The 24222-nt window shown below is 71.2% G+C and carries 33 protein-coding genes; 19 read left to right on the top strand and 14 right to left on the bottom strand.

Features of this window, described 5'->3' with window-relative positions:
• The first annotated feature begins 110 nt into the window (after positions 1–110).
• The 3 genes from BJ963_RS05320 to BJ963_RS05310 all read left to right on the top strand — a co-directional run bounded on the left by BJ963_RS05320 (position 111) and on the right by BJ963_RS05310 (position 2390).
• A complete protein-coding gene (locus BJ963_RS05320; protein ID WP_179455112.1) occupies positions 111–779 on the top strand; it encodes a GAP family protein in 669 nt (222 codons plus the stop codon).
• Positions 780–876: 97 nt separating this feature from the next.
• Complete coding sequence (locus BJ963_RS05315) at positions 877–2103, top strand: hypothetical protein (protein WP_179455110.1); 1227 nt, start codon at positions 877–879, stop codon at positions 2101–2103.
• 44 nt (positions 2104–2147) lie between these two features.
• On the top strand, positions 2148–2390 hold the full coding sequence (locus tag BJ963_RS05310) for a hypothetical protein (protein ID WP_179455108.1): 243 nt from the start codon (positions 2148–2150) through the stop codon (positions 2388–2390).
• Between the two features lie 27 nt (positions 2391–2417).
• On the opposite strand, the gene panD is transcribed toward BJ963_RS05310, so the two are convergent.
• Positions 2418–2828, bottom strand: a complete 411-nt coding sequence (gene panD, locus BJ963_RS05305; protein WP_179455106.1) for an aspartate 1-decarboxylase — start codon at positions 2826–2828, stop codon at positions 2418–2420.
• A 58-nt stretch (positions 2829–2886) separates the two neighbouring features.
• Positions 2887–3789, bottom strand: a complete 903-nt coding sequence (locus BJ963_RS05300) for an AraC family transcriptional regulator (RefSeq protein ID WP_179455104.1) — start codon at positions 3787–3789, stop codon at positions 2887–2889.
• Between the two features lie 84 nt (positions 3790–3873).
• Here BJ963_RS05300 and BJ963_RS05295 point away from each other — a divergent pair, with 84 nt between their 5' ends.
• The 10 genes from BJ963_RS05295 (at position 3874) to BJ963_RS05250 (ending at position 12377) form a co-directional block, all read left to right on the top strand.
• Positions 3874–4458 carry a TetR/AcrR family transcriptional regulator gene (locus BJ963_RS05295; protein ID WP_179455102.1) on the top strand — a complete coding sequence of 195 codons (585 nt, stop codon included), beginning with the start codon at positions 3874–3876 and terminating at the stop codon, positions 4456–4458.
• 159 nt (positions 4459–4617) lie between these two features.
• Positions 4618–5541: a helix-turn-helix domain-containing protein gene (locus tag BJ963_RS05290; RefSeq protein ID WP_179455100.1), complete on the top strand. Its 924-nt coding sequence runs from the start codon at positions 4618–4620 to the stop codon at positions 5539–5541.
• A gap of 76 nt (positions 5542–5617) precedes the next feature.
• A complete protein-coding gene (locus tag BJ963_RS05285; RefSeq protein WP_179455097.1) occupies positions 5618–6331 on the top strand; it encodes an alpha/beta hydrolase in 714 nt (237 codons plus the stop codon).
• 18 nt (positions 6332–6349) lie between these two features.
• On the top strand, positions 6350–7315 hold the full coding sequence (locus tag BJ963_RS05280) for an alpha/beta hydrolase (RefSeq protein WP_179455095.1): 966 nt from the start codon (positions 6350–6352) through the stop codon (positions 7313–7315).
• Positions 7312–7806, top strand: coding sequence for a MaoC family dehydratase (locus tag BJ963_RS05275; RefSeq protein ID WP_179455093.1), 495 nt, complete (start codon positions 7312–7314; stop codon positions 7804–7806). The genes BJ963_RS05280 and BJ963_RS05275 overlap by 4 nt, the downstream gene beginning before the upstream one ends.
• A gap of 35 nt (positions 7807–7841) precedes the next feature.
• Positions 7842–8729 (top strand): DUF5996 family protein, encoded by an 888-nt coding sequence (locus tag BJ963_RS05270; RefSeq protein ID WP_343037229.1) that lies wholly within the window; start codon positions 7842–7844, stop codon positions 8727–8729.
• A complete protein-coding gene (locus BJ963_RS05265; RefSeq protein ID WP_179455091.1) occupies positions 8726–10324 on the top strand; it encodes an MFS transporter in 1599 nt (532 codons plus the stop codon). The genes BJ963_RS05270 and BJ963_RS05265 overlap by 4 nt, the downstream gene beginning before the upstream one ends.
• 161 nt (positions 10325–10485) lie before the next feature.
• Positions 10486–11283 (top strand): NAD(P)H-binding protein, encoded by a 798-nt coding sequence (locus BJ963_RS05260; RefSeq protein WP_179455089.1) that lies wholly within the window; start codon positions 10486–10488, stop codon positions 11281–11283.
• A 52-nt stretch (positions 11284–11335) separates the two neighbouring features.
• Positions 11336–11743 carry an arsenate reductase ArsC gene (locus tag BJ963_RS05255; RefSeq protein WP_089910922.1) on the top strand — a complete coding sequence of 136 codons (408 nt, stop codon included), beginning with the start codon at positions 11336–11338 and terminating at the stop codon, positions 11741–11743.
• A 286-nt stretch (positions 11744–12029) separates the two neighbouring features.
• Positions 12030–12377, top strand: coding sequence for a hypothetical protein (locus BJ963_RS05250; protein ID WP_246297993.1), 348 nt, complete (start codon positions 12030–12032; stop codon positions 12375–12377).
• On the opposite strand, the gene BJ963_RS05245 is transcribed toward BJ963_RS05250, so the two are convergent.
• A complete protein-coding gene (locus BJ963_RS05245) occupies positions 12298–12909 on the bottom strand; it encodes a TetR family transcriptional regulator (protein WP_179455087.1) in 612 nt (203 codons plus the stop codon). The genes BJ963_RS05250 and BJ963_RS05245 overlap by 80 nt on opposite strands.
• Positions 12910–12986: 77 nt before the next feature.
• Here BJ963_RS05245 and BJ963_RS05240 point away from each other — a divergent pair, with 77 nt between their 5' ends.
• Complete coding sequence (locus BJ963_RS05240) at positions 12987–13430, top strand: ester cyclase (protein WP_179455085.1); 444 nt, start codon at positions 12987–12989, stop codon at positions 13428–13430.
• Between the two features lie 24 nt (positions 13431–13454).
• Here BJ963_RS05240 and BJ963_RS05235 read toward each other — a convergent pair whose 3' ends face one another.
• On the bottom strand, positions 13455–13922 hold the full coding sequence (locus BJ963_RS05235; RefSeq protein ID WP_179455083.1) for an SRPBCC family protein: 468 nt from the start codon (positions 13920–13922) through the stop codon (positions 13455–13457).
• Between the two features lie 76 nt (positions 13923–13998).
• Here BJ963_RS05235 and BJ963_RS05230 point away from each other — a divergent pair, with 76 nt between their 5' ends.
• On the top strand, positions 13999–14805 hold the full coding sequence (locus BJ963_RS05230) for an SRPBCC domain-containing protein (RefSeq protein WP_179455081.1): 807 nt from the start codon (positions 13999–14001) through the stop codon (positions 14803–14805).
• Between the two features lies 1 nt (position 14806).
• On the opposite strand, the gene BJ963_RS19360 is transcribed toward BJ963_RS05230, so the two are convergent.
• From BJ963_RS19360 to BJ963_RS05205, 5 genes are all read right to left on the bottom strand, one after another.
• Positions 14807–14938 (bottom strand): hypothetical protein, encoded by a 132-nt coding sequence (locus BJ963_RS19360; protein WP_281363845.1) that lies wholly within the window; start codon positions 14936–14938, stop codon positions 14807–14809.
• A 69-nt stretch (positions 14939–15007) separates the two neighbouring features.
• Positions 15008–15373, bottom strand: a complete 366-nt coding sequence (locus BJ963_RS05220; RefSeq protein WP_179455079.1) for a VOC family protein — start codon at positions 15371–15373, stop codon at positions 15008–15010.
• Positions 15374–15673: 300 nt separating this feature from the next.
• On the bottom strand, positions 15674–16036 hold the full coding sequence (locus tag BJ963_RS05215) for a YciI family protein (protein ID WP_089910958.1): 363 nt from the start codon (positions 16034–16036) through the stop codon (positions 15674–15676).
• Positions 16037–16127: 91 nt separating this feature from the next.
• The gene (locus tag BJ963_RS05210; protein WP_179455078.1) at positions 16128–16871 is read right to left on the bottom strand and encodes a class I SAM-dependent methyltransferase; all 744 of its coding nucleotides are present in this window, start codon (positions 16869–16871) and stop codon (positions 16128–16130) included.
• 193 nt (positions 16872–17064) lie between these two features.
• Positions 17065–18930 carry a diguanylate cyclase domain-containing protein gene (locus tag BJ963_RS05205; protein ID WP_179455075.1) on the bottom strand — a complete coding sequence of 622 codons (1866 nt, stop codon included), beginning with the start codon at positions 18928–18930 and terminating at the stop codon, positions 17065–17067.
• Between the two features lie 212 nt (positions 18931–19142).
• Here BJ963_RS05205 and BJ963_RS05200 point away from each other — a divergent pair, with 212 nt between their 5' ends.
• Positions 19143–19355, top strand: coding sequence for a hypothetical protein (locus tag BJ963_RS05200; RefSeq protein WP_179455064.1), 213 nt, complete (start codon positions 19143–19145; stop codon positions 19353–19355).
• 39 nt (positions 19356–19394) lie between these two features.
• Here BJ963_RS05200 and BJ963_RS05195 read toward each other — a convergent pair whose 3' ends face one another.
• Positions 19395–19784, bottom strand: coding sequence for a RidA family protein (locus BJ963_RS05195; protein ID WP_089910963.1), 390 nt, complete (start codon positions 19782–19784; stop codon positions 19395–19397).
• 180 nt (positions 19785–19964) lie between these two features.
• On the opposite strand from BJ963_RS05195, the gene BJ963_RS05190 reads away from it, so the two are divergent.
• Together BJ963_RS05190 and BJ963_RS05185 are read left to right on the top strand one after the other, a co-directional pair.
• Complete coding sequence (locus tag BJ963_RS05190) at positions 19965–20375, top strand: hypothetical protein (RefSeq protein WP_179455062.1); 411 nt, start codon at positions 19965–19967, stop codon at positions 20373–20375.
• Between the two features lie 252 nt (positions 20376–20627).
• Positions 20628–21116: an FBP domain-containing protein gene (locus BJ963_RS05185; protein WP_179455060.1), complete on the top strand. Its 489-nt coding sequence runs from the start codon at positions 20628–20630 to the stop codon at positions 21114–21116.
• A 22-nt stretch (positions 21117–21138) separates the two neighbouring features.
• Here BJ963_RS05185 and BJ963_RS05180 read toward each other — a convergent pair whose 3' ends face one another.
• Positions 21139–22026, bottom strand: coding sequence for a class II glutamine amidotransferase (locus BJ963_RS05180; protein ID WP_089910971.1), 888 nt, complete (start codon positions 22024–22026; stop codon positions 21139–21141).
• A gap of 117 nt (positions 22027–22143) precedes the next feature.
• Here BJ963_RS05180 and BJ963_RS05175 point away from each other — a divergent pair, with 117 nt between their 5' ends.
• Complete coding sequence (locus BJ963_RS05175) at positions 22144–22368, top strand: hypothetical protein (RefSeq protein WP_246297992.1); 225 nt, start codon at positions 22144–22146, stop codon at positions 22366–22368.
• A 27-nt stretch (positions 22369–22395) separates the two neighbouring features.
• Here the strand turns inward: BJ963_RS05175 and BJ963_RS05170 are convergent, their stop codons facing one another.
• From BJ963_RS05170 to BJ963_RS05160, 3 genes are read right to left on the bottom strand one after another with little or no spacing between them, the layout of a single operon-like run.
• A complete protein-coding gene (locus BJ963_RS05170; protein ID WP_179455056.1) occupies positions 22396–23052 on the bottom strand; it encodes a YrhK family protein in 657 nt (218 codons plus the stop codon).
• 50 nt (positions 23053–23102) lie between these two features.
• Positions 23103–23657: a universal stress protein gene (locus tag BJ963_RS05165; RefSeq protein WP_179455054.1), complete on the bottom strand. Its 555-nt coding sequence runs from the start codon at positions 23655–23657 to the stop codon at positions 23103–23105.
• 23 nt (positions 23658–23680) lie between these two features.
• A complete protein-coding gene (locus BJ963_RS05160; RefSeq protein WP_089910982.1) occupies positions 23681–24109 on the bottom strand; it encodes a VOC family protein in 429 nt (142 codons plus the stop codon).
• Positions 24110–24222: the final 113 nt, after the last annotated feature.

Genomic DNA, 24222 nt, shown 5'->3' with positions numbered 1-24222 from the left:
CCCGGACCACGCGTGACTGTCCACGGGGATGCCCGCTGCCGTACCCTCGGCGGTGCGGCACGGCGCAGAGGCAGCCGGCTCGCGGCGGGCTCTCCGGTGAAAGGAGTCGCATGCTGGGCGTCATCGGGCAACTGCTGCCGCTGGCCGTCGCGGTCGCGCTGAGTTCCGTCCCGATCCTGGCCGTCCTGGTGCTCCTCCTCGCCGCCGTCCGCCCGTGGGTGCCGACGCTGTTCGTCGTCGGATACGTCGTCGGTCTCATCGCGATCACGTCGCTCTTCGCGATCTTCCTGCACGCCATCCCGGGCACCACGTCCGTGGGGCCGCAACCGGTCGTCGGCGTCCTGGAGATCTCGGTCGGCGCGGCACTGCTGGTGTACGCGGTCATCGAGGTGCGGCGGCACCCGCAGGCGACAGAACACGACACCCCGCCGCGCTGGATGGTGGCGCTCGGCAGGATGCGCTCCCTGCCCGCCCTGGGCCTCGGGTTCGCGCTCAACCTCCGCCCGAAGTCCGTGCTGCTCGCCATCGCCGCCGGCCTCGCGATCGGCCCGGCGCAGCTGCCGCTGCCGGAGGACATCGTCGTGATCGCGATCTACGTGCTGATCGGCGGGAGCACCGTCGGCGGCCCCGCGCTGTTCGCGCTGATCCGGCCGGACACGGCCCGGCCGGCGCTCGCCGCGACGGAACGCTGGCTGCTGCGCAACGACACCACGGTCGCGATCATCGTGGCGACCGTCATCGGCACGGTCATCATCGGCAACGGTCTCTCCCGCTTCTGAGCCGGGCCGGCGGCATCCGGTCGTGCCGGAGGCGGACATCCCCGTAGAGTGGCGCGTGCATTTATGCATGCATTCTGGCCGGAGGCGAGAGGACCCCGTGAGCGACGACCGACAGAGCCGCCCCCTCCCCCAGGACGTTCCGCCGCAGGCGGAGAGCGAACCGCCGACGGCCCCGCGCGCTCCCCGTCGCGGTCGGTTCTGGGTGGTCGCGACAGCGACCCTGCTGCTCATCTCCGGAGCGACGGCGGGGGCGGGATGGGGCTGGCGCGCGCTCGCCGCGGAGGCCGAGTCGCAGGCGCACCGTGAGCTGGTCGCGGCCTCCACCTCGCTGGGCGATGTCACGGACCGCCGGGGAGCGGCGATCGACAAGGCGCGTGCCACCTTGCAGTCGCTGTCCGGGTTCAGTGCGCAGCCGCGGCCCGACTACCTCCCGGAGGCCACCGCCACAGCGCTGTCCGACGCGCAGGCGACGCTGACGAAGACGTCGAAAGGCCTGACCTACACGCCGTTCGATGCTCCCGACGTGCCGGCGGGCAGTCCCGACCTGATGCCGTGGAACGTCTCCGCCGACGTCCAGCACACGCTTGAGCTCGCCAAACAGGAGCGGGCGACCCAGCGCACCAGGGCCGCGGAGCTGAAAGCGCTGACCTCGGCGCAGAAGGCGCTGACGGCGAGCGCGCTGGCCGTCTCGGGCGGCCTCGCCGCGCACGGCGAGCAGGTCCTCACGGCGGACACCTCCGCGACCTACGAGAGCAAGGTCGCCCTGCGGCACGCCATCGACGACGCGAAAGCCGACGGGTCGGGAGCAGCGGTCGTCGACGGCACCCGCCTCCTGCGGGTGATCTCTGCGATCGACGGGGTCAACGCGGCCCAGGCCGCCGGCGAGGCCGCGAAACAGGACCCGGCCTATCCAGTGCGCGCGCAGATGGAGGCCTACGCCCGCTCCATCGCCCACGGGGTCACGCTCGATGTCGAGTGGCACGAGAAGGTCAGTGGCCTCGGCGAGGGCTGGTACTCCGGAACGACGCTGTACCACGAGGACGACGGCGGGTGGGCGACCATCGACCTCAACTTCAGCCTGCAGGAGGGCTGGGCCGACGGCGATGTCAACGCCAAGGCGCTGATCACGCACGAGGTCGGTCACGCCCAGGTGGTGCGCCCGGAGTGCAAGACCCTGTTCGACGGACCGACGTTCCACCGCGACGACGAGATGTGGGCGACCGCCTGGGCGATCGCGATGGGGTTCGACGTGCCCGGCTCGGGCATCGAGGCGTACGGCCGCCCGTCCGACCAGCAGATCGCCGTCGCCGGACAGTGCCGCTGAGCGACTGGCTTTCCGGAACCGGTCCGCATCCCTAGGGTGCAGACATGGATGGCGACGTCACGTTCGAAGCGGTGATGCAGCGGCCGGGCCTGGTCGACGCGGTGATCCGGCTGACGGCCGGCCGCGGTGAGCCGCCGGCGGCGCTCCGGGGCAGAGCGCGATACCGGGACGTCGAGGTCTGGGAGGTCTTCGTTCTCGATGACAGCACCGACTGGCCGCGCCGCGCGGTCTATCGGCTGGTTGACCGGATGGACGACGACGGCGACCCTGTCGACGACGAGCCGTGAAGCGGGCCGGACCCTCGCCGAGCGCGGTCAGAGCGCGAGCGGCGGCCGCTCGGTTCCGGGCGTGAGCGCCTCTGCGGGGTCGTCGCCGGTCGCGACGATCCGGTTGTCCGCATCCACGTGCACGACGGTCGGGACGAAGACGCGAGCCTCGGCGTCCTCGAGCTGTGCGTACGAGATGACGATGACCGTGTCGCCGACCTCCGCCAGGTGCGCCGCCGCGCCGTTCACACCGACGACGCCGCTGCCGGCCTCGCCCGCGATCAGGTAGGTCTCGAAGCGCGCGCCGTTGGTCACATCCACCACGGCGACCTGCTCCCCCGGCAGCAGATCGGCGGCGGCCAGCAGATCGCTGTCGACCGTCAGCGAACCGACGTAGTTGAGGTCGGCGTGCGTCACGGTGGCGCGATGGATCTTCGACTTGAACATCGTTCGGAGCACGTGCCTATTCAACCAGGTCCGGCCAACCAGGTCCGGGCGCCGGCATTCCCGCGACGGATCAGCCGGTGCGCAGCCGCCGCCAGCGGGCGGGCGTGAGCCCGGTTGCGGCCTTCCAGGCGCGGATGAACGCCGTGACGTCCGCGTAGCCGACGCCACGGGCGACATCGGAGACGGGCAGCCGCGTGGTGAGCAGCACCCGCTCGGCAGCGGCGAGGCGGATGCTGCGCAGTGTCGACGCCAGCGATTCGTCCGCGCCCTCGTAGGCGGCGAACAGCGTGCGGAGCGAGACGTGGAGGTCGGCCGCGATGGCGGCCGCCGTCAGGCCGGGGTCGGCGTACCGGCGGTGCAGGAGCTCCGTCGCCTCACGGCGCAGATCGGCCGAGGACGGGTGCCGGTCGGCCGTCGTACCGAGTTCCTCGTCGACCAGCAGCCGCGCTGCCCGGACGAGTTCGGACGACAGCGCCGTGGGGTCGCCAGCCGGGCCCGGATAGCGGCCCGGACCACGCCCCAGGGCGCCGAGCAGCAGCCCTTCGAGCATCCGGCGGCCGCGCGATCCCGCGCCGATGCTCCGAGCGTCGAGGGAGGCGGGGAGCACGCCGCCCGCGGAGAGCAGGACGGTCGGAACCTGCACGATGGTCGTCCGGAACTCTTCCGGGTAGACGAAGGAGAACGGCCGGCTGGCGTCGTACAGCGCCACCTCCCCGGCGTGGAATCGGGTCTGCGTCCCACCCTGCTCCAGGACGAGGCTCCCGCTGTGCACGAGCTGCAGCTGAGTGCTCTTCATCGCCCGCGCCGGAACCTCGTCCAGCCGTGCCTCGACGCTCTGCGCCACGGAGGCGATCTGCGACAGGCCGACGTGACCGAACGAGTGCCGGTGCATGCGTCGATAGACGGCGGTCTCGGCGTGCGTGGTCGCGTGCATCTGCACGAGCACGCACGTCGGGTCGGTCGGCAGTCGCATCGTCCCTCCGCGAAATCGTCGCACCCAGGATCGCATGTCCGCCGCGATTCCGCCCCGGACGACCCCGATTGCTAGGCTCGAGCAATGGCTCGCCGTCGAGAGTTTGACGAGGATGCGTTTCTGGCGCGCAGCACGGCCGTCTTCTGGCGGAAGGGCTACACCGCGACCTCGATGTCCGATCTGGCGGAGGCGGCAGGCGTCGGCAACGGCAGCATCTATGCCGCGTACGGCTCGAAGCCCGAGCTGTTCCTGTTGCTGTTCGAGCGCTACTGCGATGGCCGGGTCGACCTCGTCCGTCGCGCGATGGCCGAGGGCAGCACGGCCGAGGAGGCCGTCGGGCGGTTCTTCCGCGCCGTGGTGGAGGACTGCGCCGCCCACCAGCCGAGCTGGGGATGCCTGATGCTCAACAGCCTCGCCGAGCTCGGCCGCGACTGGCCGGAGGTGGCCGCCGCCTGCGCACGCACCATCGCGGCGATGGAGGCCATCGTCGAGGAGCGTCTCGCGTGGGAGGGCGTCCCAGAGGCCGGCCGGGCGACGCTCGCCGCTGAGATCGTCCTCGTCTCGCAGGGCCTCATCCAGTTCAGCCGAGTCGACGGTGCCCCGGAGCGGCTGGAGAGCATCGCCGAGTCGTCGCTGGCCCACCTGTCCCCCGCGCTGCAGGCGGCCTGATCCGGGCCGTCCGTTTCGACCCGGCCGGCCCCTTCGCCGCAGCGGTTCGGGCCAAGAGGAATCGGCCCATCGCGCAGACCTGGCGCCCGGAGCCGCCCGTCTGGGACAATCTGGAGTGGTGAATCCAGTACGGTGCATCCCCGACAGGAGCCTCCGCGCATGAGCGACTCCCACGCCGCCCTCGGCGCCTACCTCCGTGCCCGCCGTGACGCTCTGACACCGGAGGACGCGGGCCTCCGTGCGGACGCGCGCCGCAGAGTGCGGGGCCTCCGCCGTCAGGAGGTCGCCGGGATGGCCGGCATCAGCCCCGACTACTACCTGCGGCTGGAGCAGGGCCGCGACCACCAGCCGTCGCCGCAGGTGCTGCTCGCCCTGGGGCGCGCCCTGCAGCTGGACGCCGATGCCACGGTGTACCTGTTCCGGCTCGCCGGCCAGACGGTGCCGCCCGGGCGCACCGACCAGTGCCCGCCGGCCGGGAGCGACAGCGCGGAGGACGTGCTGGACAGCGTGACCGTGCTGCTCGATCAGTGGACGGTCGCGCCCGCGTACGTGGTGGACCGCAACCAGGACGTCCTGGCGGTCAACCCGCTGGGCCGCGCGTTCATCCCGCTGTCCCTGCGGCCCGGCGCCAACATGGTCGAGGCGATCGTGGATGCGGCGCTGGCCGCCGGAGACGACCGGCGCGACTACTGGGAGCGGGCCGTGCGGGCCGCGGTCGCGAGCCTCCGCTACCACGCGGAGCCCGACGACCCGCGGCTCCAGCTCCTCGTCGCGGCGCTGTCCTCGCGGTCCCGCGCGTTCCGGGAGGTGTGGGCGAGCCACGAGGCGCGCCCGCAGCGGCGCGGCGTGGCGCTCGTCCAGATCGAGCCGTTCGGCTACATCCCGTTTCGCTGGCAGACGTTCGAGGTCCCGGGCGGCGGGCAGTACCTGACCACCTTCTTCGGCGACCCCGCCTCCCCGGCTGCTGCGGCGATCGCGTACCTCCAGGCGAAGCTGGGCGTCGATCGCGCGCTGGCCGCCGCCGACGGCGACGATCCGACTCCCGAGGAGCTCATCGAGGAGGACCCGCTGCCGCGACCGTGACCCCGAGAGGGCCACGACAGGCCGGCAGGGCGGCCCTAGCGTGGCGCTCGAACCCCCCAACGGAAGGATCGTCGCCATGACCGCACCCACCATCGTCCTCGTCCACGGAGCCTTCGCCGATGCGGCGAGCTTCGCTCCCGTCACCCGCATCCTGCTCGATCAGGGCTACACGGTGCGCGTTCCCGCCGTGCCGAACCGCAGCCTCCTCGGAGACTCCGCATACATCCGCTCGGTCGTCGAGCAGATCGATGGCCCGGTCCTCCTCGCCGGCCACTCCTACGGGGGCGCCGTGATCACCGTCGCCGGCGCGGCCGAGAACGTGGTCGGGCTCGTCTACATCTCCGGGTACGCGCTCGACGAGGGCGAGAGCCTCGGGCAGCTGCAGGGCGGCTTCCCCGACTCCGACCTCGCCGCCAACCTGGTCTACACGCCGTTCCCCATCGAGGGGTCCGAGCCCGGCACCGACGTGTCGGTGAAGGTGGAGGCGTTCCCCGACGTCTTCGCCGCCGGCGTCGACCGGGAGGTCAGCGAGGTGCTCGCCGCGTCGCAGCGACCGCTCGCTGCGCTCGCCTTCAGCGAGACGGCGCCGGTCGCTGCCTGGAAGACGAAGCCGGGCTGGGGCATCGTCTCGTCGGCCGATCACACGATCAACCCCGACGTCGAGCGCTTCGGCTACCAGCGCGCCGGGCTGCGCTCGGTGATCGAGATCGACGCCCCGCACCTCGTGATGCGCTCGCACCCCGCGGAGGTGGCGAAGGTCATCGCCGACGCCGCCGCAGAGCTGGCCTGAACGACAGCCGCGATCAGCATGACCACCGCGAACCCGCACGGCTACGCGCTCGAACCGGCGGCTCAGGCGTTCTGCGAGGCCACCGTCTCACCGCCGTTCCTGTACCAGCTCTCTCCCGAGGAGGGACGGACAGCGGTCGACCACGTGCAGGATTCGGAGATCGCGAAGCCCGCGGTCGACGAGACGTGGATTACCGTCGCAGGCGGCCCGACCGGCTCGGTCCCGGTCCGGATCGTCCGGCCGCCGGCCTCGGCCGGCCCCCTCCCGGTCGTCGTCTACACGCACGGCGCCGGCTGGGTGTTCGGCGACGCCCACACCCACGACCGGCTGGTGCGCGACCTCGCGGTCGGAACGGGAGCGGCGATCGTGTTCCCCGAGTACACGCGCTCCCCCGACGTCCACTACCCGGTCGCGAACGAGCAGGCGTACGCCGTGGCGACCTGGGTCGTGGAGCATGGCGCGGACGAGCGGCTGGACGGCTCCCGTGTCGCGATCGCCGGCGACTCGGCCGGGGGCAACACGGCCATCGCCGTCACGCTGATGGCGAAGGAGCGCGGCGATGTCGCATTCCGTGGCCAGGTGCTGTTCTATCCGGTGACGGACGCCGCGTTCGACGACGGGTCGTATCGCGAGTTCGCCGACGGCTATTGGCTGACCCGGGATGCGATGCGCTGGTACTGGGACCAGTACACGACGGACGACGAGGAGCGCGCGAGCATCACCGCGTCTCCCCTGCGGGCGACGGAGCGGCAGCTCGCCGGGCTGCCGCCTGCCCTCGTCGTCACCGCCGAGTGCGATGTGCTCCGCGACGAGGGCGAGGCGTACGCGGCGAAGCTCCGCCGCGCGGGCGTCGCGGTCACCGGCGTGCGGTACGAGGGCATCATCCACGACTTCGTGATGGTGAACAGCATGCACGACACACCGCAGGCGCGCGCCGCCGTCGCCCAGGCGGTCGACTTCCTGAGCGAACGGCTCGCGGCATGAGCGGCGGGACGTTCGACCCGCTCGACTTCGCCATCGTCGAGCCGCGCACGTTCGAGCAGCTGGCGGTCGGCGAGGTGTTCCGTGCGCCGAGCCGCACCCTCACCGACGCCCACGCGTCGGCGTTCCAGGCGGTGTCTGCGGACAACCACCCCGTGCACTACGACGAGGTGTGGGCGAAGGCGCACGGCCACAGCGCTCCGGTCGTCCACGGCCTGCAGGTGCTCGCCTTCACCGCCCCCGGAGCGACCCTGTTCCCGCATATCATCGGAGAGGTATTCATCGCGTTCACCGGGCTCTCGGCGCGCTTCCTCCGGGAGGTCCACGCCGGCGACACCCTCTACTCGCAACTGGAGATCACCGCCTTGACACCGGATGGCCCCAACGGAATCGTCACCGCAGCGGTGACCGTGCACAATCAACGGTCGGAGGTCGTCCTCTCGGGCGAGCACACCTACCTGTTGCGGCGCACCCCGCAGCCGGCGGAGGCATGATGGGGCCGGTCGCCGAGCCGCGGGTGCAGCTTCCCGTGGACAGCTGGACCGCCACGCGCGACACCATCCACATGTGGACGCAGATCGTCGGCAAGATCCGGATGGCGCTGACCCCGCCGGTCAACCACTGGTGGCACGTCACGCTCTACCTGAGCGCCCGCGGACTCGGCACCGGCCCCATCCCGATCCCGTCGGGGATCCTCGACATCGAATTCGACTTCGTGGAGCACGAGCTCGTGCTGCGCACCAGCGACGGCGACCTCCGCCGCTTCGCGCTCGCCGGAAACTCGGTCGCCTCGTTCTACGCCGCGACGCGCGAGGCGCTCGCCGACCTCGGGGTGCCCGTCGACATCCACGCGGTCCCGAACGAGGTGGCGGTCGCCATCCCCTTCGCCGACGACACCCAGCACTGCACCTACGAGCCGGAGCAGGCGCGGGCGTTCTGGCGGCAGCTGATCGATGCCCAGAGGATGCTGCTGGAGTTCCGCTCGGGTTTCACGGGCAAGGTCAGCCCGGTGCACTACTTCTGGGGGGCGATGGATCTTGCGGTCACCCGGTTCTCCGGCCGGGTCGCGCCGCCGCATCCCGGCGGTGCGCCGAACTGCCCGGACAGCGTGATGCTGGAGGGGTACTCGCACGAGCTCAGCAGTGCCGGGTTCTGGCCGGGCGGCGGCGCCGAGGGCGCGTTCTACTCGTACGCGTATCCCGCTCCGGTGGGATTCGAGCGCACGCCGATGCCCGACGGCGCCTTCTACAGCGACGAGCTGGGCGAGTTCCTGCTGCCGTACGAGAACGTCCGGCGCTCCGCCGACCCCGACGGCCTGGTCCGCGCCTTCCTCGAGGCGACGTACCGGGCGGCGGCCGACCTCGGGCAGTGGCCGGCGCCGGATGCCACGGTCGCGTCTCCCGTGACCGTCCGATGACGTCGTCGGCGAGCAGGACGGCGCCCCCCGCATCCTTGTCGCCCTGGGCGCCCATGGCGATCTCGGTGTTCCGCGTGCTGTGGTTCGCGCAGCTCGGCAGCAACATCGGCACCTGGATGCAGACCGTCGGCGCTCAGTGGTTCCTGGTCGAGTCGCACGCGGACAGCCTGGTGATCGCGCTGGTGCAGACGGCGAGCCTGATCCCCGCCGTCGTGTTCTCGCTCCCCGCCGGGGTGCTCGCGGACTCCTTCGACCGCCGCAAGCTGCTGATCTGGGGATCGGCGGTCAGTGCGGTGCTGGCCATCGCCCTGACCGTGGTCGCCGCGGCGGGCACGCTCAATGCTCCCGTGCTGCTCGGCTTCACGCTGCTCCTCGGGGTCGCGTCGACGCTGACCTCTCCGGCCTGGCAGGCCATCCAGCCCGAGCTCGTCCCGCGCGAGCAGGTGGTGGCGGCCGCCGCGCTCGGAGGTGTGACGGTGAACGGCGCTCGCGCGATCGGTCCGGCGCTCGCCGGCGTCGTGCTGTCGCTGTTCGGCACGCCGGTGGTGTTCGGGATCAACGCGGTGAGCTTCCTGGGCGCCGTCGCGGCGCTGATCTGGTGGCGGCGCCCGCCGCAGCCGGGGCTCGATGACCGGGAGCGGTTCGGCCCGGCCCTGCGCGCGGGCGTCCGGTACACGCTGTCGGCACACCTCGTTCGACGCATCCTGCTCCGGTCGGTGCTGTTCGCCTTCCCCGCGAGCGCCTTGTGGGCGCTGCTCCCCCTCACGGCGACCCGCCTGGGACTCGACTCCAGCGGATACGGTCTGCTGCTCGGCGCACTCGGTGTCGGTGCCGTCGCCGGTGTCTTCCTGCTGCCGCTCGCGCGCAAGCGCTTCAGCGACAACGTGGTGATCGCCGCGAGTGCCTTCCTCTTCGCTCTGGGAACGGTCGCCGCCGCGTTCGCGCCGTTCGTCCTGGCGCTGATCGTGCTGACGGTGGCGGGGCTCGCCTGGATCGGCACGCTCACCGTGCTGAACGCCGCTCTGCAGCTGACCCTCCCGCAGTGGGTGCGTTCGCGCGCGGTCGCTGTGTACATCCTGTTCTTCATGGGCGCGATGGCGGTCGGGTCATACCTGTTCGGCGTGCTGGCGCAGCTGACGGGCACCACCACCGCGCTCGTCGTCTCGGCCGTCCTGCTGGTCGTCGTGGCGGTCAGCGTCCGTGCGCTCCCGCTCCTCCCTGGCACGGCGACGGTCGACCGGACCCTCCCGAACTCCTGGCCGGAGCCCGCGTTGGTCTTCGAGCCCGACCCGACCGACGGCCCGGTGCTGATCGAGGTCTCGTACAGCGTGAGCGACGCCGATCGCCCCGCATTCGAGGAGGCCATCCGTCAGGTGGCCGACTCCCGCCGCCGCACCGGCGGCTACCGCTGGCGGCTCTACCGCAGCGGCGACCATCCCGGCACGATGGTCGAGACGTTCCTGGTGCCGTCCTGGGGCGAGTTCACCCGCCAGAGGACGCAGCGGTTCACCGGCCGCGACCGGGAGCTGTGGGAGGCCGCCCGCGCGTTGAGCAGCACCGATCCGGTCGAGCGGCACTACTTCCACATCCTGTGATGCGCTAGCCTCGGCAGCGGATGATTCTTCACACCATGATCCCCGCAGGCGCCTGACGGTCCTCTGCCCGCGCGTGCGCGCGACGACGGTCTCGTGACGGCCGGGAGTCCCCGACTCCCTCCCCCGCCACCCCGTTTCGTCGTCTCGTGAAGGAGCACGTCATGACCCACATCCTGATCACCGGCGCGTCCGGCCGTCTCGGCGGCGCGGCCGTCCGATCCCTGCTCGCCCTCCACCCCGCCGGGAGCGTGCATGCTCTCGTCCGGACACCCGACGCGGCCGCCCGGCTGCGGCGGACCGGGGTGGATGCCCGCCTCGCCGACTACGCGGATCCCGCCGCACTCGCCGCGGCGTTCCGCGGCATCGACCGTCTGCTGTTCATCTCCAGTCCGACGCTGGACCCCGAGCAGCGCCTCCGGCAGCACCTCGACGTGATCGCGGCCTCCCGATCCATCGAGCACATCGTCTACACGAGCGTCCATGGAGCCGATCACGACCCCGCCCACGCGGCGACGGAAGCGGCCCTGCGCGTGCGCGGCGGGGCGACGATCCTCCGGAACGGGTTCTACACCGAGCCGTTCGTGACGACGGCGCTGGAGCACGCGCGGAACGGGGTGATCCTGTCGGCCACCGCATCCCGCCCGCTGGCGACCGCATCCATCGCCGACATGGCCGAGGCCGCCGCGCGCGTGGCCGCCGCTCCGCCGGCACAGGCCCTCTGGGAGCTGCGCGGACCGGCCTGGACCTACCCCGCCCTCGCCGCGATCCTGAGCGGCCTGCTCGGACGCCCGGTCGAGAGCAGGGAGGTCACTCCGGACGCGGTGGGCCCCCTCGGGCCGCTGCACGCGGCAGCGGCCGCGGGCGTGCTCGGGCACGAGACGGACGACCTGCGCCGGCTCCTCGGACGCGAACCGCGCGGGGTCGCCTCGGTCGCCGCTGCGGCCGTGCATTCTGGTTGAAAGCATCGATGGTCGTCTATGATTACCGTGACCGAGAGATTGGGAGAGCGCCGTGTCCGACCGCCCCACCGTCCTGTTCGTCTGCGTCCACAACGCCGGTCGCTCCCAGATGGCCGCCGGCTACCTCCGTGAGCTGTCGGGCGGCCGGGTGGAGGTGCTGTCCGCCGGCTCCGAGCCCGCCGACCGGCTCAATCCCGCCGCCGTGGCCGTGATGGCCGAGGAGGGCATCGACATCGCGGGGAACACCCCGCAGATCCTGACGACGGACGCCGTGCGCGAGTCGGACGTGGTGATCACGATGGGATGCGGCGACACCTGCCCGATCTTCCCCGGCAAGCGCTACGAGGACTGGGACCTGACCGACCCGGCCGGACTCCCCGTGGAGCAGGTGCGGCCGGTGCGCGACGAGATCAAGCGGCGCGTGGAGGCCCTCATCGCGGAGCTGCTGCCCGTCGCCTGAGCCGGCGCCGTGCCGCGACCCCTCCGCGCCGCGACCGGCGCGGTCGGAAACGGAGGGGATGCCGGGCACGCTCGCCCGCATCCCCTCCGTCTCCGGCGTTTCACGGGGTCAGGCTGCCGAATCTCCTCCGTTCCCGCACTCGAACCTCGACGGAGGGGATGCCGCGGCGACACGCCGCTGCGATGCCGCAACGGAGGACGTCCGCCCGTCCAGGAGGCGGGATATCCTCCGTTTTCCGCGCGTAGGGGGAGGCTAGGCTCGCCTCGACGAGAGGGATGAGGGGACGATGACGCAGTATCGCGCGGTGTTCGACGCCGAGGTGACGTTCTCGAATGAGGGCGGATTGCAGGCGCAGGGGTTCCGCGTCGACGTCCCCGGACCGGACGTGACGCCCGAGGAGATCGGACGGCTGTTCGTCACCTCGCTCGACCTGCTCATGACCGAGAGCGTCACCGTGCGCGACGTGCGGATCATCGAGGAGGCTCACAAGGGCACGCGTGGGGGCCCGAGCGACCCGCGCAACCGCTGGCTGCGCGGGCGACGACCGGACTCGGTCACCGCATTCCGAGCAGCTGACCGGCGAGCGTGGCCGCCAGCCACTGCTCGAAATGCTCCGGCGTCCACCCGGCGTTGACGACCAGCTCGAGGTAGACGCCGCTCGCGGCGAACGCGCGGTACACCGCCTGGGCCTCGGCCAGGGGAACGACCAACGCGTTCTCCACGGAGGCGATCAGCCCGTCCATCACGCGGTTGCGCGCGCGGAGCTTCGAGCGCAGCAGAGCCTGAGTCTCCGCGTCCTCGTCCAGAGCGGAGTCGAGGATGCGCACGACGTCGAAATCGGTCGAGTACAGCACCGTCAGCCAATGGGCCGCCCCCGCCACCCTCTCCCCCGGCTCGGTGAGCTCCAGAATTTCGCGGGCGAGCTCGCGGGCCCGCGCGCGCTCCAGCCAGCGCTCGCAGATCACATTGAGGATCTCGCGCTTCGCCCCGTACGCGGCGTAGACGGTGCGGGTGCCGACGCCGGCCTCCTTCGCGATCGCCTCGATGCTGGTCACCGCATACCCGTCGCGTGCGAAGAGCGTCTGGGCAGCCGACGCGATGCGGAGGCGCGTCTGCTGCGCCTGCTCCTGACGGTAGGAGGATGCGGTCTTGACCTCGGCGTTCACGAGATCGATACTAATGGTGCAGTCAATGCAGTACCACTGCAGTGAACGCAGTATCCATGCAGACGAGGGAGTCTCCCATGATCACCACACACGCAGAACCCGCCGCGGTCGTCCTCCTGGAGCGGATGCTCCACGAGGGATTCGCCCAGGGCCGCACCGACATCGTCGACGAGCTGTGCTCCCCCGACCTGATCGAGCACCAGCTCGGGTTGTCCGGCACCGGCGCCGAAGCCATCGCCAAGGTCAAGAAGGGCATGACGGACGTGCACACGGCATTCCCGGACCTCCGATTCACCATCGGGGACTGGGCTCAACGTGACGACATCGTCTGGGTGCGCGCCGAAGGTTCCGGAACCAACACCGGGCACTTCCTCGGAGCGCCGACCGGGCGGCCGGTGCACTTCACCGTCATCGACGTCGCACGGGTCGCCGAGGGGCGGATCGTCGAACACTGGGGCGTGCCCGACCGCTTCGCGATCCTGCTGCAGCTCGGCCGTATCGAGGTCCCTCAGCCTCGGTGAACAGCGCCGCGTTCGCCCGGCGACCTACTCCCCCGCGTCAACCAGGCGTGCGAGGTTGTCCAGCTCGTTCGCCCGGCCGGCCAGGAGCCGCTCGGTCCACACGTCGTCGTGCAGCGGCTCGACTCTCATGATCACGCGCGTCCCACCGTCGGCGGGCTCGAGCTCAATCTCGGTCAGCTGTTCGTAGGGTTCGTGGCCGGGCACGAAGTCGATCAGGGAGCGATACCCGAGCCGCGTCGGCCGCTCGACAGTCGTGAAGATCTTGCGAGACTCCGTACTCAGCGGGAGCCCGTTCTGTTCCATGAAAGCCACCTGCTCGGGCCCCGTCGCCGTCATCGTGTAGACGAGTTCGCCCCCGGGCCGCAGGTCGAGTGCGGAAACGTCGGTGCGGAAGCCGTCCGGCGCCCACCAGCGCCCGATGCCCTGCGGGGTGGTCCACAGTTCCCAGACCGTCTCTGTTGGTGCTGCGATGATCCGTTCGATCGCTTCCATGATTTGCTCCTTCATTTGATCGCACGATATATTCGTGCCGACGAATGTGTCAAGCGCTGATCGATCGGAGGAACGGATGGCGGTCGAAAGCGACCGGGTGCACGCGATCCTCGCGGTGCTCGCAGAACCGACGCGGTTCCGGATCGTCGAGACCCTGGCCATCCGCCCGCACACGATCGGCGAGGTCGCCGCCGTCCTCGGCGCCCTCCAGCCTCAGACGACCAAGCACCTCCAGGCACTCGAAGCTGCTGGCGTGGTGCGTATCCACCGGCTGGGCCGGCGCAAACTCGCCTACCTGAACCGGGCCGCCCTCGACGAGGTCGCCGCCTGGCTCGGCGGTCTGTCGGTGGCGACTCCGGACGACGTCGCCCTCGAGCGATACGCAGACGCGGTAGCGGCGACCGAGGCGCGGATCTCCGACGACCCGGCCGGTCACGCGACCACCCTGCGCTTCCTTCGCACCATCCCCGCTCCGCCGGCACGGATCTGGGAGGCGTGGACCGATCCCCGCCTCCTCGCCCGGTGGTGGGCTCCCCGCCACTTCGAGGTGGAGCACAGCCGATTGGATGCGATTCCCGGAGGCCATGTCGAGCTCCGGCTGCGCGAGGCCGACGGCGCGCGTTACGCCTCGGCCGGCACGGTCAGCGCCGCAGAGCCGGGACGCCGCCTGGAGTTCACGCTCGCGCCCCTGGGGGCAGATGGAGAGCCGCTGTTCGACGCAGTGCACGAGCTGACCTTGTCGGGTCGGACGCGTTGCCGGATGGAGCTCACCATCCGGGTCGCCGGCGCGGATGCTGCAGCCGCCCCCATGATAGCCGGCCTGGAACCGGGGTGGACCCAGCTGCTCGACGCCCTGGCGGACGTGGTGGCGCGCCGCCCGTGACTCAGCGATCCGCTCCCCCGAGGGCGTAGACCAGGGTCAGCCCAGGAAGCGTGTTGTTCAGCGACAGCGTCCGCAGCAGCGTGAACAGCGGGATGACGGCGACGATCGGCGGCAGCAGCCACGGGCTCAGCACGGTCGCGGCCAGGGTCCGCCCTCCCGTCCGCCAGCGGGTGATCGCCCACGCCGCAACAGGCCCGCACGATCAGGCGCCGGCCTCCTCCGCCGGCGCCTCCCACAGTTCGATGGGCAGACCCTCCGGGTCGTGCAGCCGCGCGAACCTGCCGTACTCGCCGTCCCACTCGGCTCTGCGTTCGACCGCGATCCCGTCGGACTCCAGTGCCGCCACCAGCTCGTCCAGCCCGGTGACGCGCAGATTGAGCAGGAACGGCTGATCGGCCGCGAAGTAGTCGGAGTCGGCGGGGAACGGCGCGAACACCGTCATCCCGGCCTGCTGCTCCCACACGCTGTCGGAGCCTGCCGCGATGCCCAGATGCCGGCGGTACCACTCCGCGCGCGCCTCCGGATCCCGGCTGCGGATGAACAGCCCGCCGATGCCCTCGACGCCCATCGCGACCTCCTCGCTCTCGGCGCTCAGGCTAGCAACCGAACAGCCGGATGCGACGCCCGCCCGCACCCCGAACAGCCGTCCCCCGTCAACTCTTGACGGTTTCTGTCCTCCGAATTGAGGACAGGAGCGCCCTCGGGTTAGCGTTGTCGAGGCCCGGGGATGCCGGACCGACGCGGAAACGAATTCCTAGCGAAGACGTCTCAACCCGACGCGGCAGGAACGGCATCCCGGGAAACCCCTCTCCCCCTCGAACCGCGCAGCGCGATGTGGCCAGCGCGATTCGCCCGGCGCGTGCGGCGCTCAGCCCGCGCTGTGGTCGACGAGGGGCTGCACCTGGACTCCGCTGTGGTCGTGCCGGGCCTCGGCGAGACCGGCTGCCAGCGCGACGGCGGCCTCCCGGTCTGCGACGTCGATGACATAGAACCCGCCGACGACCTCCTTCGCCTCGGTGAACGGACCGTCGACCGCCACCGGCTGACCGTCGTCGCCGCGTCGCACGGTCACCGCCGTCTCCGGCCCCTGGAGCTCTCCGGACGCCACGACGGCATCCCCGGCCTTCTGCCAGAACTCCCGGTGCGCGGTGTCGATCTCGTCGCGCTCCTGCGCGGACATCGTCTTCCAGCGGTTCGCGTCCCCCTGGATGAGAATGATGAACTGGCTCATCTGCCGTGCCTCCTTGTTCTCGGATCATTTTCCAAACAGGCGTCGAACGGGTGCGCCCGAAATCGACAGCGCGGAGCGGATCCACTCGGCGTCAGGCGACGCGGTCGAGGACGATCAGCGGCGTCCGGTAGTGCTCGATGACCGTGCCGCCGAGGTCGCGGACCGCACGCGCTGCCTGGTCCGCCTCGCTCTCTGACCAGTCGCTGAAGGTGGTGAACAGGCTGCGGACGCCCTCCTCGTCCAGCTCGACGGCCCAGGCGAACTCCTCGACGTGCGCTGACCGGAACAGCCCTCCCGCCTCCAGCAGTCGTGCCCACTCCGACGTCTGCGACTCATCGGGTCCCGGCCGCGGCGGAGCGCTCCGCCGATCGACGATCGCCTGCACACGCTGACGGAACGCCGTCTGCGGCACCGAGGCGTCCCCGTACGCGTTGCGCCACACCGCGAGGCGCCCACCCGGCCTCAGCGCGGCGTGCACCTTCGGCAGCACCACCCCGAGATCGAACCAGTGGACCGCGGTCGCGACGGTCGCCAGCTCGAAGGCGGCGGTGGGGAGGACCGCCTCCTCCGCCGACGCCACGATCACCCGAACGCTCGGAAGCCACTCTCGCAACCGTGCCGCCAGAGCCGTGCCCGGCTCGACCGCGGTCACCTCCATCCCGGCCCGCACCAGACCCCGCGTTGCCTGCCCGCTTCCGGCGCCCAGGTCGAGCGCGGGAACGCCGGGCACGAGCAGCCCGAGCGCATCGAGCCGCTCCCACAGCGCGGCCGGGTACGGCGGCCTGGCGCGTTCATACAGGTCGGCGTGCCGATCGAAGTGCATCGGGTCGGGCATGCGCCCGACGATACCCGCGCGCAGCGCCGAGGTGGCGAGGTGCCCGCCGCGACGGAGAGCGCCGGGCACCTCTGCGCACGGATCCCGTCTCCCCCACCATGCGCACGGTCATCGTGCCGGATGCGCGGGCGACCGCGAAAGACGGCGGATGCGGCAGTGCCGGGGCACGCGCCGGCGCCGCTCCGGCAACGGATCAGAGGGAGACGCGGTTGCGTCCCTGCTTCTTCGCGCGGTACATGGCAGCGTCGGCCGCGTCGAGCAGCTGCTTCGCCGTCAGCCCCGCTCCGAGCGGGAGCACACCGCACGATGCCGTGACGGTCATCGGACCGCGCGCGGTGTCGATGGGCTGGGCGATCTCGCGCACCAGCCGCGCCGCGAACCGCTCGCCGTCCTCCTGGGCGACCCCGACGCTGAGGACCACGAACTCGTCGCCCGCGAGACGCGAGATCACATCCGACGCCCGGCTGCCGCCCGTGAGACGGTCGGCGACCGCTCGCAGCACGGCGTCGCCGGTCTCGTGACCGTGCCGGTCGTTGACGGCCTTGAAGCCGTCGAGATCGAGGAAGAGCAGCACGCCGTCGTGCCCGTCCACGACCGCCGACTCGAGACGGTGCTCCAGGGAACGGCGGTTGTGCAGCCCCGTCAGGTGGTCGATCAGCGCCAGCTGGGCGAGTCGCGCCTCCTGACGTCGATCGAGTGCTCTGGCCAGGTCGCGCCCGAGTTCACGCCCCTCCTCGGGGATCGACCCCCACGCCAGCGCGGTGCCCTCCACGCTCTGCCGCCACTCGGAGAAGGAGTTGCGGGGCGACAGCGCGGTGTCGCGGTTCTCCGGGGTCTGGTCGCCGAGCCAGCGGATCACCTGCGTGACCTCGTGGCGGAAGAACAGCAGGACGCCGTGTGTTCCGACCGGGACGACCAGGAGTCCGGCGAACCCCGGCATCAGCGCAGCGAGGGCGGGATGGGTGCGCTGCAGTTCGCTCGTGTGGAAGGGCTCGATGCCGACGGCGGAGAGCAGCAGACTGCGGTCGATCTGCGGGACATCGCCGATGCTGCGGCTGACGCCGTCCAGAGCCAGCACGGCGCCGTCGGCGCCCACCAGCCGGCACAGCTCGGCGCCGCCATCGACCAGGGTCAGCAGAGCGTCGTCGGACGACGGGATGCCCGCGAGCACCGCCGCCCGCTGCTCGCGGATGGTGAGGTCGCGGCGCAGCCGGGCGATCGACTCGAGCGCGGCCAGCTGCAGGGTCAGCTGCGTGGCCAGCACCTCCAGAGCGCGGCGGAGCAGGATGGGCATCCGTCGCTCGGTGCGGTGCGCACAGGTGATCATGCCGGTCAGCCGGTCGTCCTCGATGAGCGAGAAGGAGACCGTGGACGCCTGCCCCATGTTCCGCATGAACTGCAGGTGATGCGGCGACACGGCGCGCAACTCCCCGCTGCTGAGGTCGAGCGGCGGCACGTTCTCGTCGACGGAGACCAGCGGGGTTCCCGGGTCCTCCGTGCTCACGATCTGCCGCGACAGCTTGGTCAGGTAGAGCGAGCGCGCCTGCTGCGGGATGTCGGATGCCGGGAAGTGCAGGCCGCGGTACGACTCCATGTCGGCCTCGGACGCCTCACCGGCGACCTCGCCGTGGCCGTCGTCGAAGAAGCGGTAGACCATGACGCGGTCGAACCCGCTGATCCGCTTGACCTCCTCGGCCGCCGCCTGGCGCAGCTCCTCCGCGCTCGCCACGAGCCCCAGCGACCGGATGGCACCGACGACGGAGGCGGTCGGGAGGTCCGGGGTGCCGGTCGCCGGCTCCAGCTCGATGACGACCTGCGTGCCGAGGCGGTGCGTCACCGCGTCGTACGGCTCGCCCTGCAGGTCGACGCGCACCGGGTCGCCGTGCGTCTCCGCGGCGATGCTCCATTCGAGGGTGGGGCTGCCGAGCTCCGAGACGGAACGGCCCAGCCAGTGCGCCGCGTTCTCGCTCGCGGTCACGATCTCGTAGGTCGCGACGTTGACGACCAGCAGCATCCCGAACGACTGGATCCGGCCCGGCGTACGGATCGGCTCCTTCACGCACTCTTCGAGCCGCCGAAGCTCCGACGCGTCGGGAACAACACCACCATCCACCACCACACGACCCTAACCCAGTCCCGGCCGGCCCGTGACCCGGGTGGGCGCAGACCCGCCGCACCTCCCCTCCGTTCCGACGCCGCGCGACGCGCCGTCCGGGGGTGTGCCGGTGAGCCCCGGCGGTGGATGATACCTACACGACACGGAAGGACGACATGGACGAGACAGCGAACACCGACCGCTCCGAGTACCCGGACGACGCGGGCTACCCCGACGGCCAGGGCACCCTCGACGAAGGGACCGGCGCCTTCCGCGGCCCGACCGGGGACGACGCGGCCGACGACAGCCGTGACGACACCGCGCTCGAGGGCGACGAGGTCGTCGAGGAGCTGTCCGAGTTCGACGGCCCAGACGAGCGGGGCCAATAGCCGAGCGGGGCCAGTAGACGAGCGGGGTCAGTAGCCGAGCTAGCGCGGAACGGCTGCGACCGCGTCGATCTCCACCAGCGCCCCCGGCCGGGCGGGAGCGACGGCCAGCACCGTCACCGCCGTCCGGTGGTCGCCCCAGACGGCCCGCGTCGCCCCGTACGCATCGGTCGGGTCGATTCCCGGGGCCAGATGGATGGTGAGCTTCGCCACCTGCTCCGGACCGCTTCCCGCCTCGGCGAGGACGGCCAGGAGGTTGCGCAGCGCCTGCTCCGTCTGCGCGGCGAGGCCGTCGAGCAGGGCGCCCTCCGCATCCACCCCGTTCTGTCCGCCGACGAACAGCAGCGGGCCCGGCGGGACGATCATCCCCTGAGCGAAAGCCGGGCTGCGGTACAGCCCGGGCGGGTCGACGGGGGTCGGTGTCTCGGTCATGGCGCGTCCTCTCCGGTGAGGTCTCCAGTCTGACGCCGACCCCCGACACCGGGGATGCCGCCTCTCCCGTCGGGTACGGGTGTTCCCCCTCTGCTGACGGAGACGGCGCGCCTGCCGATAGGAAAGAAGAACGGCGGACGACGCGCTCCGCCGCAACCGTCCCGACCCCGAGGAATCTCCGTGTCTCAGCCGCTCTCCGCCGCCGCCCGCACCGCCCCGACCGTCGTCACCGCGTCCTTCTGGCTCTGGATCGCCAGCACGGTCGTGAGCCTGATCGCGTTCGCGCTGATGGCACCCGGCCTGTTCGCCGGGCCGACCTCCGGCACCCCGTATGCGGCGGGAGTCGTGGCCGGCGCGGTCGGAGGCGCCCTCATCGGTGCCGCGCTCCGCGTCTTCCTCGCCGTGTTCCTCCTCAAAGGCGCGAACTGGGCGCGCATCGTGCTCACCGTCATCGGCGCGGTCGTCCTGCTCAGCCTCATCTCGTCCCTGCTGACGGGCGACGTGCTCGGGATCCTCGTCGTGCTCATCGTCATCGCGGCCGGTGTGCTCATGTGGCTGCCGGCGGCGCGCCCGCACTTCCGTCGGGCCTGACCGCCGCCGGGTTGACAGGCTTCGATAGAGTGGAGGCGTGAACCCGCTCGTCTCGCTGCCCCTCGCCGCCTCCGCGGCCGCCGGGCGTCTGGAGGTCGTCGGCGCGCAGAGCGCCGGCGTCAGAGCGTTCTGACCCTGTTTCGGTGATCCTGCGCGCCGTCGGCGCGTACCGCTGCTGCGGCGTGCCCGCGGGGCGGACCCTTCCCATCGGTTCGACCGATGACGATTCCACGACATGTCAGGCGTTCATTCATGCATCCATTGACCGAGCAGCAGCTCCGTTCCTCCTTCGTCAACGCGTCCCAGCGCGAGCGCAAGGAGCTCACCCTTCCCGACCTGGCGCAGGTGCGCTGGGACGACATCGACTTCCTCGGCTGGCGCGACCGCAGGCTCCCGACCGTCGGGTACGTCGTCGCCGAGGTCGACGGCGCACCCGTCGGCGTCCTCCTCCGGCAGGCGGAGGGCCGCGTCCGGTCGCGCCCGCAGTGCTCCTGGTGCGACGACGTGCACCTGCCCAACGACGTGCTCTTCTTCATCGCGAAGCGCGCCGGGAAGGCCGGCCGCAACGGCAACACCCTGGGCACGCTGGTCTGCGCCGAGTTCCAGTGCTCGGCCAACGTGCGCAAGCGGCCGCCGACCGCCTACGTCGGCTTCGACGTCGAGGCGGCCCGCCAGGCGCGCATCGAGGCGCTCCGTGAGCACGTCGACGCGTTCGTCCGGAAGGTGATGGTCGACGAGTGACGGCCTGAGCGAGGCGGCCCCGTCAGGCCGCCTCGCTCAGGAACGGCTCATGTCGGTAGCCGTCGTCGTCGAGCACCGCGACGGTGTTCTCCGGCACCTCCACGAAGGCGCCGGGCATGTCGTTGAGCGGCTCCGAGACCACGACCTTGGCGTGGTCGCCGAACAGCTCCAGCCGCGCGGCGTCCGGGAACATCTCCCGCAGCTCCGGCACGGCGACCGAGTGGAACAGCGACCGGCTGCGCTGAGAGGTCGAGTAGCGGAAGGCCCACATCCGCGACCCGTCGGAGACCGCGAAGGTCCCCTGCACCGGGAATCGGATGCCGTGCTTGCGCCCGGTCTCCTCCACGAACCGCAGTGCCCGTCCGAGCGCGGCGACCGGGTCGTCCATCAGCCCCATCGTCAGTGCGACATAGAACAGGGTCTCGGTGTCGGTCGTGCCCTGGATGAGCGGGAACAGCTCGGGATCGACGGCGAACGCGAGATCGCGCTTCATGACCGAGAAGCCGTCGAGGAAGCCGTTGTGCATGAACAGCCAGTTCTCGTGGCGGAACGGGTGGCAGTTCGACTGCTGGATGGGCGGTCCGGCCGCGGCCCGCACGTGACCGAAGAAGAGCGGACTGGCGATGGCGTTGGTCAGCTCGCGGAGGTTCTCGTCATGCCAGGCGGGCTCGATGCTGTGGAACAGCGCGGGAATGTTCCCGTTGCCCGCGTCCTCCGGGTACCAGCCGAAGCCGAAACCGTCGCCGTTCACGGTCTCCGCCCCGAGCGGCGAGTTGAGCGACTGGGCGACCAGCGAATGCTGCGCGTCCAGGATGAGGACGGCGGGTTTCAGGGGCTCCCCCGAGTATGCGAGCCAGCGGCACATGACGACCTCCTCGAACGTGGTGGGCCCTGCGGACGGCTTGACCATAGCCCCGCTCCCGCGCCCGCGGGAATACACCACTTCGGCCTCGCGCGCAGGCTGATCACGGCGCCCAGGAGCTGTCAAGGGATGGTCGTGGAACGCCCGGTCCACTTGGCTGGTGCCATGAAGACGCGAGCACGCCTCGTCCGCCAGGGGCTCGAGGCGACGGAGATCTCGAGCCGCGAGTGGCGGGTGAGCGACACCCGGTCCGCCGAACTGGGCGCTCCGGCCGTTGTCGGCTTCATCCTGCAGCTGGACGGGATGTTCGAGGTGACGCAGATCGGCCGGCCCGGGCAGCGCACGTACTTCCGCTCCTTCGAGGCCGCTCTCGACGCCCTGCGCTCCTGAACGGCGGCGGTCACGGCGCGGCGGCAGTCATCGCGCGGCGACCGTATGACGTCGCTGCCGCACCGGGATCGACCGCCGGCTGAGCACGGCGGCCACGAGGAAGCAGGCGGCGCCGAGGAATGTGCCGGCGTTCGCCCAGAACAGGCTGACCAGCGTGCCGGTCGACGGGAGGACGTAGGCTCCGACGGCGGAGAACGCGAACAGCACCGAGCCGATCAGGTTCAGCCAGGTGCCGTGCCAGGTGCGGGCGCGCGGATCCCAGAGGCGGTCGCGGTCGACGGTCGCGACGACGGCCAGAGCGCTCGCGACGAGGAAGCAGATCGACCCGAAGGCGTCCGGTCTCCAGCCGTCCCCCACGCGGGCCGCATCATTGACCGCGGTGATGAGCGCCTCGGTCGTGCTGACGTTGAAGAACAGCGTGCCGGCGAACTGGATGGCGGCGGCCCACCAGTCGAACAGGTCGGGACGTTCGCCCCCGCTCCGCGGAGGCTTGCGCCCGCTGAGCGCGAGCTGGATGAAGGCGGCTGCCGTGAAGAACAGGGCGCCGACGAAGAAGGTGACGGCGGCGGTCACCGGCCCCACCGCCTCCTGGTAGTACGGCACCGCGCCGACCAGGAAGAACAACGACCCGATCGCGAATCCCCAGGCCTCCCGCCGGAGTCGGATGGCACGCTCTGCCGACATGGTCGAAGCCTAGGACCCGAGGGGCACGCGGGGGCAGGGCATCGTTCGACTCACGCGAGCGTCGGCTCGCTGCGGTCCTTCGACACGGGGACCACGACCACCGGGACTGTCTGATCGTGCGTCAGGTGGGCTCCGACCGACCCGGCCAGCCAGTTCTCGAGGGTGTGCGAGAAGCCGCGGCGGTGGGTGCCGACCACGATGATTCGGGCATCGACCTCGGCCGCGAGCCGCCCCAGCGCCTTGGCCGGGTCGCCGGCGAGCAGCCGGAGGGCCCAGCTGGACGGCCGTTCGGGTTTCTCGTCGAGCGCTGAGCCGATCGCTGCAGACAGCGCCAGCACCGCCTCGCCCTCTCCGGCCCCGACCTCGGTGGGATGCAGCGACTCCTGTGCGACATCGGACGGGTCCCACTCGGTCAGATAGCTGTCCTCCGAGATGTACGCGCACAGCAGCGGACGCCCGAACTCCACCGCCAGCCGCGCCGCCTCCTCCAGCACGGCCCGGTCCTGCCCCCGGTGCACACCGACGATGACCGCACCCTGGAGGTCCGGGGCATCGCTCTCGGATTCGGGCCCGGCACCCGCGTCCGGCCCGCCCGGCTCCGCCATCTCGGCCTCCGCCCGCCGCGCGCCTACGCTCCCGCCGCCTGCGGCGCCCCGGCGATGTTGACGAGCCACTGAACGCCGAAGCGGTCGACCGCCATCCCGAAGCTGTCCCCCCACGGCGCCTTGTTGAGCGGTTCGACCACCGTGCCGCCGTCCACGAGCTTCTCCCAGTAGCCGGTGAGCTCGGCCTCGTCGTCGCCGCTCAGCGAGATGCTGATCGCGCTGCCCGGCGTGAAGTCCATGTGCGCGGGCACGTCAGCAGCCATGAGCGTGAAGCCGCCCGGGGTCTGCAGCTGCGAATGCATGATCAGGTCGTTGTCGGCCGGGTCCTGCGCCATCTGGAAATCGGCGAAGGTGCTGCGCTGCACCTCTCCGCCGAAGACGGACTGGTAGAAGTCCATCGCCTCGCGCGCGGACGCACGGAAGTTGAGGTACGGGTTGAGTGTCGACGGCATGGTGTCCTCCTCGTGAGAGCTCCGGAGAGCCGGTGGCTGCCGGTTCGCCGCCCAGCGTAGCGAGCAGCCGCGGCCGGATACCAGAGCCTTCGCGCGTGAGAAGGCATGCGTAC

Source organism: Leifsonia soli (assembly GCF_013408745.1).
Lineage (GTDB): Bacteria > Actinomycetota > Actinomycetes > Actinomycetales > Microbacteriaceae > Leifsonia > Leifsonia soli.
This window is presented reverse-complemented; position numbering and strand designations above follow the sequence as displayed.

Coding starts and splice junctions, on each gene's coding strand:
- BJ963_RS05320 (WP_179455112.1), top strand. CDS start 111: ATGCTGGGCGTCATCGGGCAACTGCTGCCGCTGGCCGTCGCGGTCGCG.
- BJ963_RS05310 (WP_179455108.1), top strand. CDS start 2,148: ATGGATGGCGACGTCACGTTCGAAGCGGTGATGCAGCGGCCGGGCCTG.
- BJ963_RS05300 (WP_179455104.1), bottom strand. CDS start 3,789: ATGCGACTGCCGACCGACCCGACGTGCGTGCTCGTGCAGATGCACGCG.
- BJ963_RS05295 (WP_179455102.1), top strand. CDS start 3,874: ATGGCTCGCCGTCGAGAGTTTGACGAGGATGCGTTTCTGGCGCGCAGC.
- BJ963_RS05290 (WP_179455100.1), top strand. CDS start 4,618: ATGAGCGACTCCCACGCCGCCCTCGGCGCCTACCTCCGTGCCCGCCGT.
- BJ963_RS05285 (WP_179455097.1), top strand. CDS start 5,618: ATGACCGCACCCACCATCGTCCTCGTCCACGGAGCCTTCGCCGATGCG.
- BJ963_RS05280 (WP_179455095.1), top strand. CDS start 6,350: ATGACCACCGCGAACCCGCACGGCTACGCGCTCGAACCGGCGGCTCAG.
- BJ963_RS05275 (WP_179455093.1), top strand. CDS start 7,312: ATGAGCGGCGGGACGTTCGACCCGCTCGACTTCGCCATCGTCGAGCCG.
- BJ963_RS05265 (WP_179455091.1), top strand. CDS start 8,726: ATGACGTCGTCGGCGAGCAGGACGGCGCCCCCCGCATCCTTGTCGCCC.
- BJ963_RS05260 (WP_179455089.1), top strand. CDS start 10,486: ATGACCCACATCCTGATCACCGGCGCGTCCGGCCGTCTCGGCGGCGCG.
- BJ963_RS05250 (WP_246297993.1), top strand. CDS start 12,030: ATGACGCAGTATCGCGCGGTGTTCGACGCCGAGGTGACGTTCTCGAAT.
- BJ963_RS05240 (WP_179455085.1), top strand. CDS start 12,987: ATGATCACCACACACGCAGAACCCGCCGCGGTCGTCCTCCTGGAGCGG.
- BJ963_RS05235 (WP_179455083.1), bottom strand. CDS start 13,922: ATGGAAGCGATCGAACGGATCATCGCAGCACCAACAGAGACGGTCTGG.
- BJ963_RS05230 (WP_179455081.1), top strand. CDS start 13,999: ATGGCGGTCGAAAGCGACCGGGTGCACGCGATCCTCGCGGTGCTCGCA.
- BJ963_RS05220 (WP_179455079.1), bottom strand. CDS start 15,373: ATGGGCGTCGAGGGCATCGGCGGGCTGTTCATCCGCAGCCGGGATCCG.
- BJ963_RS05215 (WP_089910958.1), bottom strand. CDS start 16,036: ATGAGCCAGTTCATCATTCTCATCCAGGGGGACGCGAACCGCTGGAAG.
- BJ963_RS05210 (WP_179455078.1), bottom strand. CDS start 16,871: ATGCCCGACCCGATGCACTTCGATCGGCACGCCGACCTGTATGAACGC.
- BJ963_RS05200 (WP_179455064.1), top strand. CDS start 19,143: ATGGACGAGACAGCGAACACCGACCGCTCCGAGTACCCGGACGACGCG.
- BJ963_RS05195 (WP_089910963.1), bottom strand. CDS start 19,784: ATGACCGAGACACCGACCCCCGTCGACCCGCCCGGGCTGTACCGCAGC.
- BJ963_RS05185 (WP_179455060.1), top strand. CDS start 20,628: ATGCATCCATTGACCGAGCAGCAGCTCCGTTCCTCCTTCGTCAACGCG.
- BJ963_RS05180 (WP_089910971.1), bottom strand. CDS start 22,026: ATGGTCAAGCCGTCCGCAGGGCCCACCACGTTCGAGGAGGTCGTCATG.
- BJ963_RS05175 (WP_246297992.1), top strand. CDS start 22,144: ATGAAGACGCGAGCACGCCTCGTCCGCCAGGGGCTCGAGGCGACGGAG.
- BJ963_RS05170 (WP_179455056.1), bottom strand. CDS start 23,052: ATGTCGGCAGAGCGTGCCATCCGACTCCGGCGGGAGGCCTGGGGATTC.
- BJ963_RS05165 (WP_179455054.1), bottom strand. CDS start 23,657: ATGGCGGAGCCGGGCGGGCCGGACGCGGGTGCCGGGCCCGAATCCGAG.
- BJ963_RS05160 (WP_089910982.1), bottom strand. CDS start 24,109: ATGCCGTCGACACTCAACCCGTACCTCAACTTCCGTGCGTCCGCGCGC.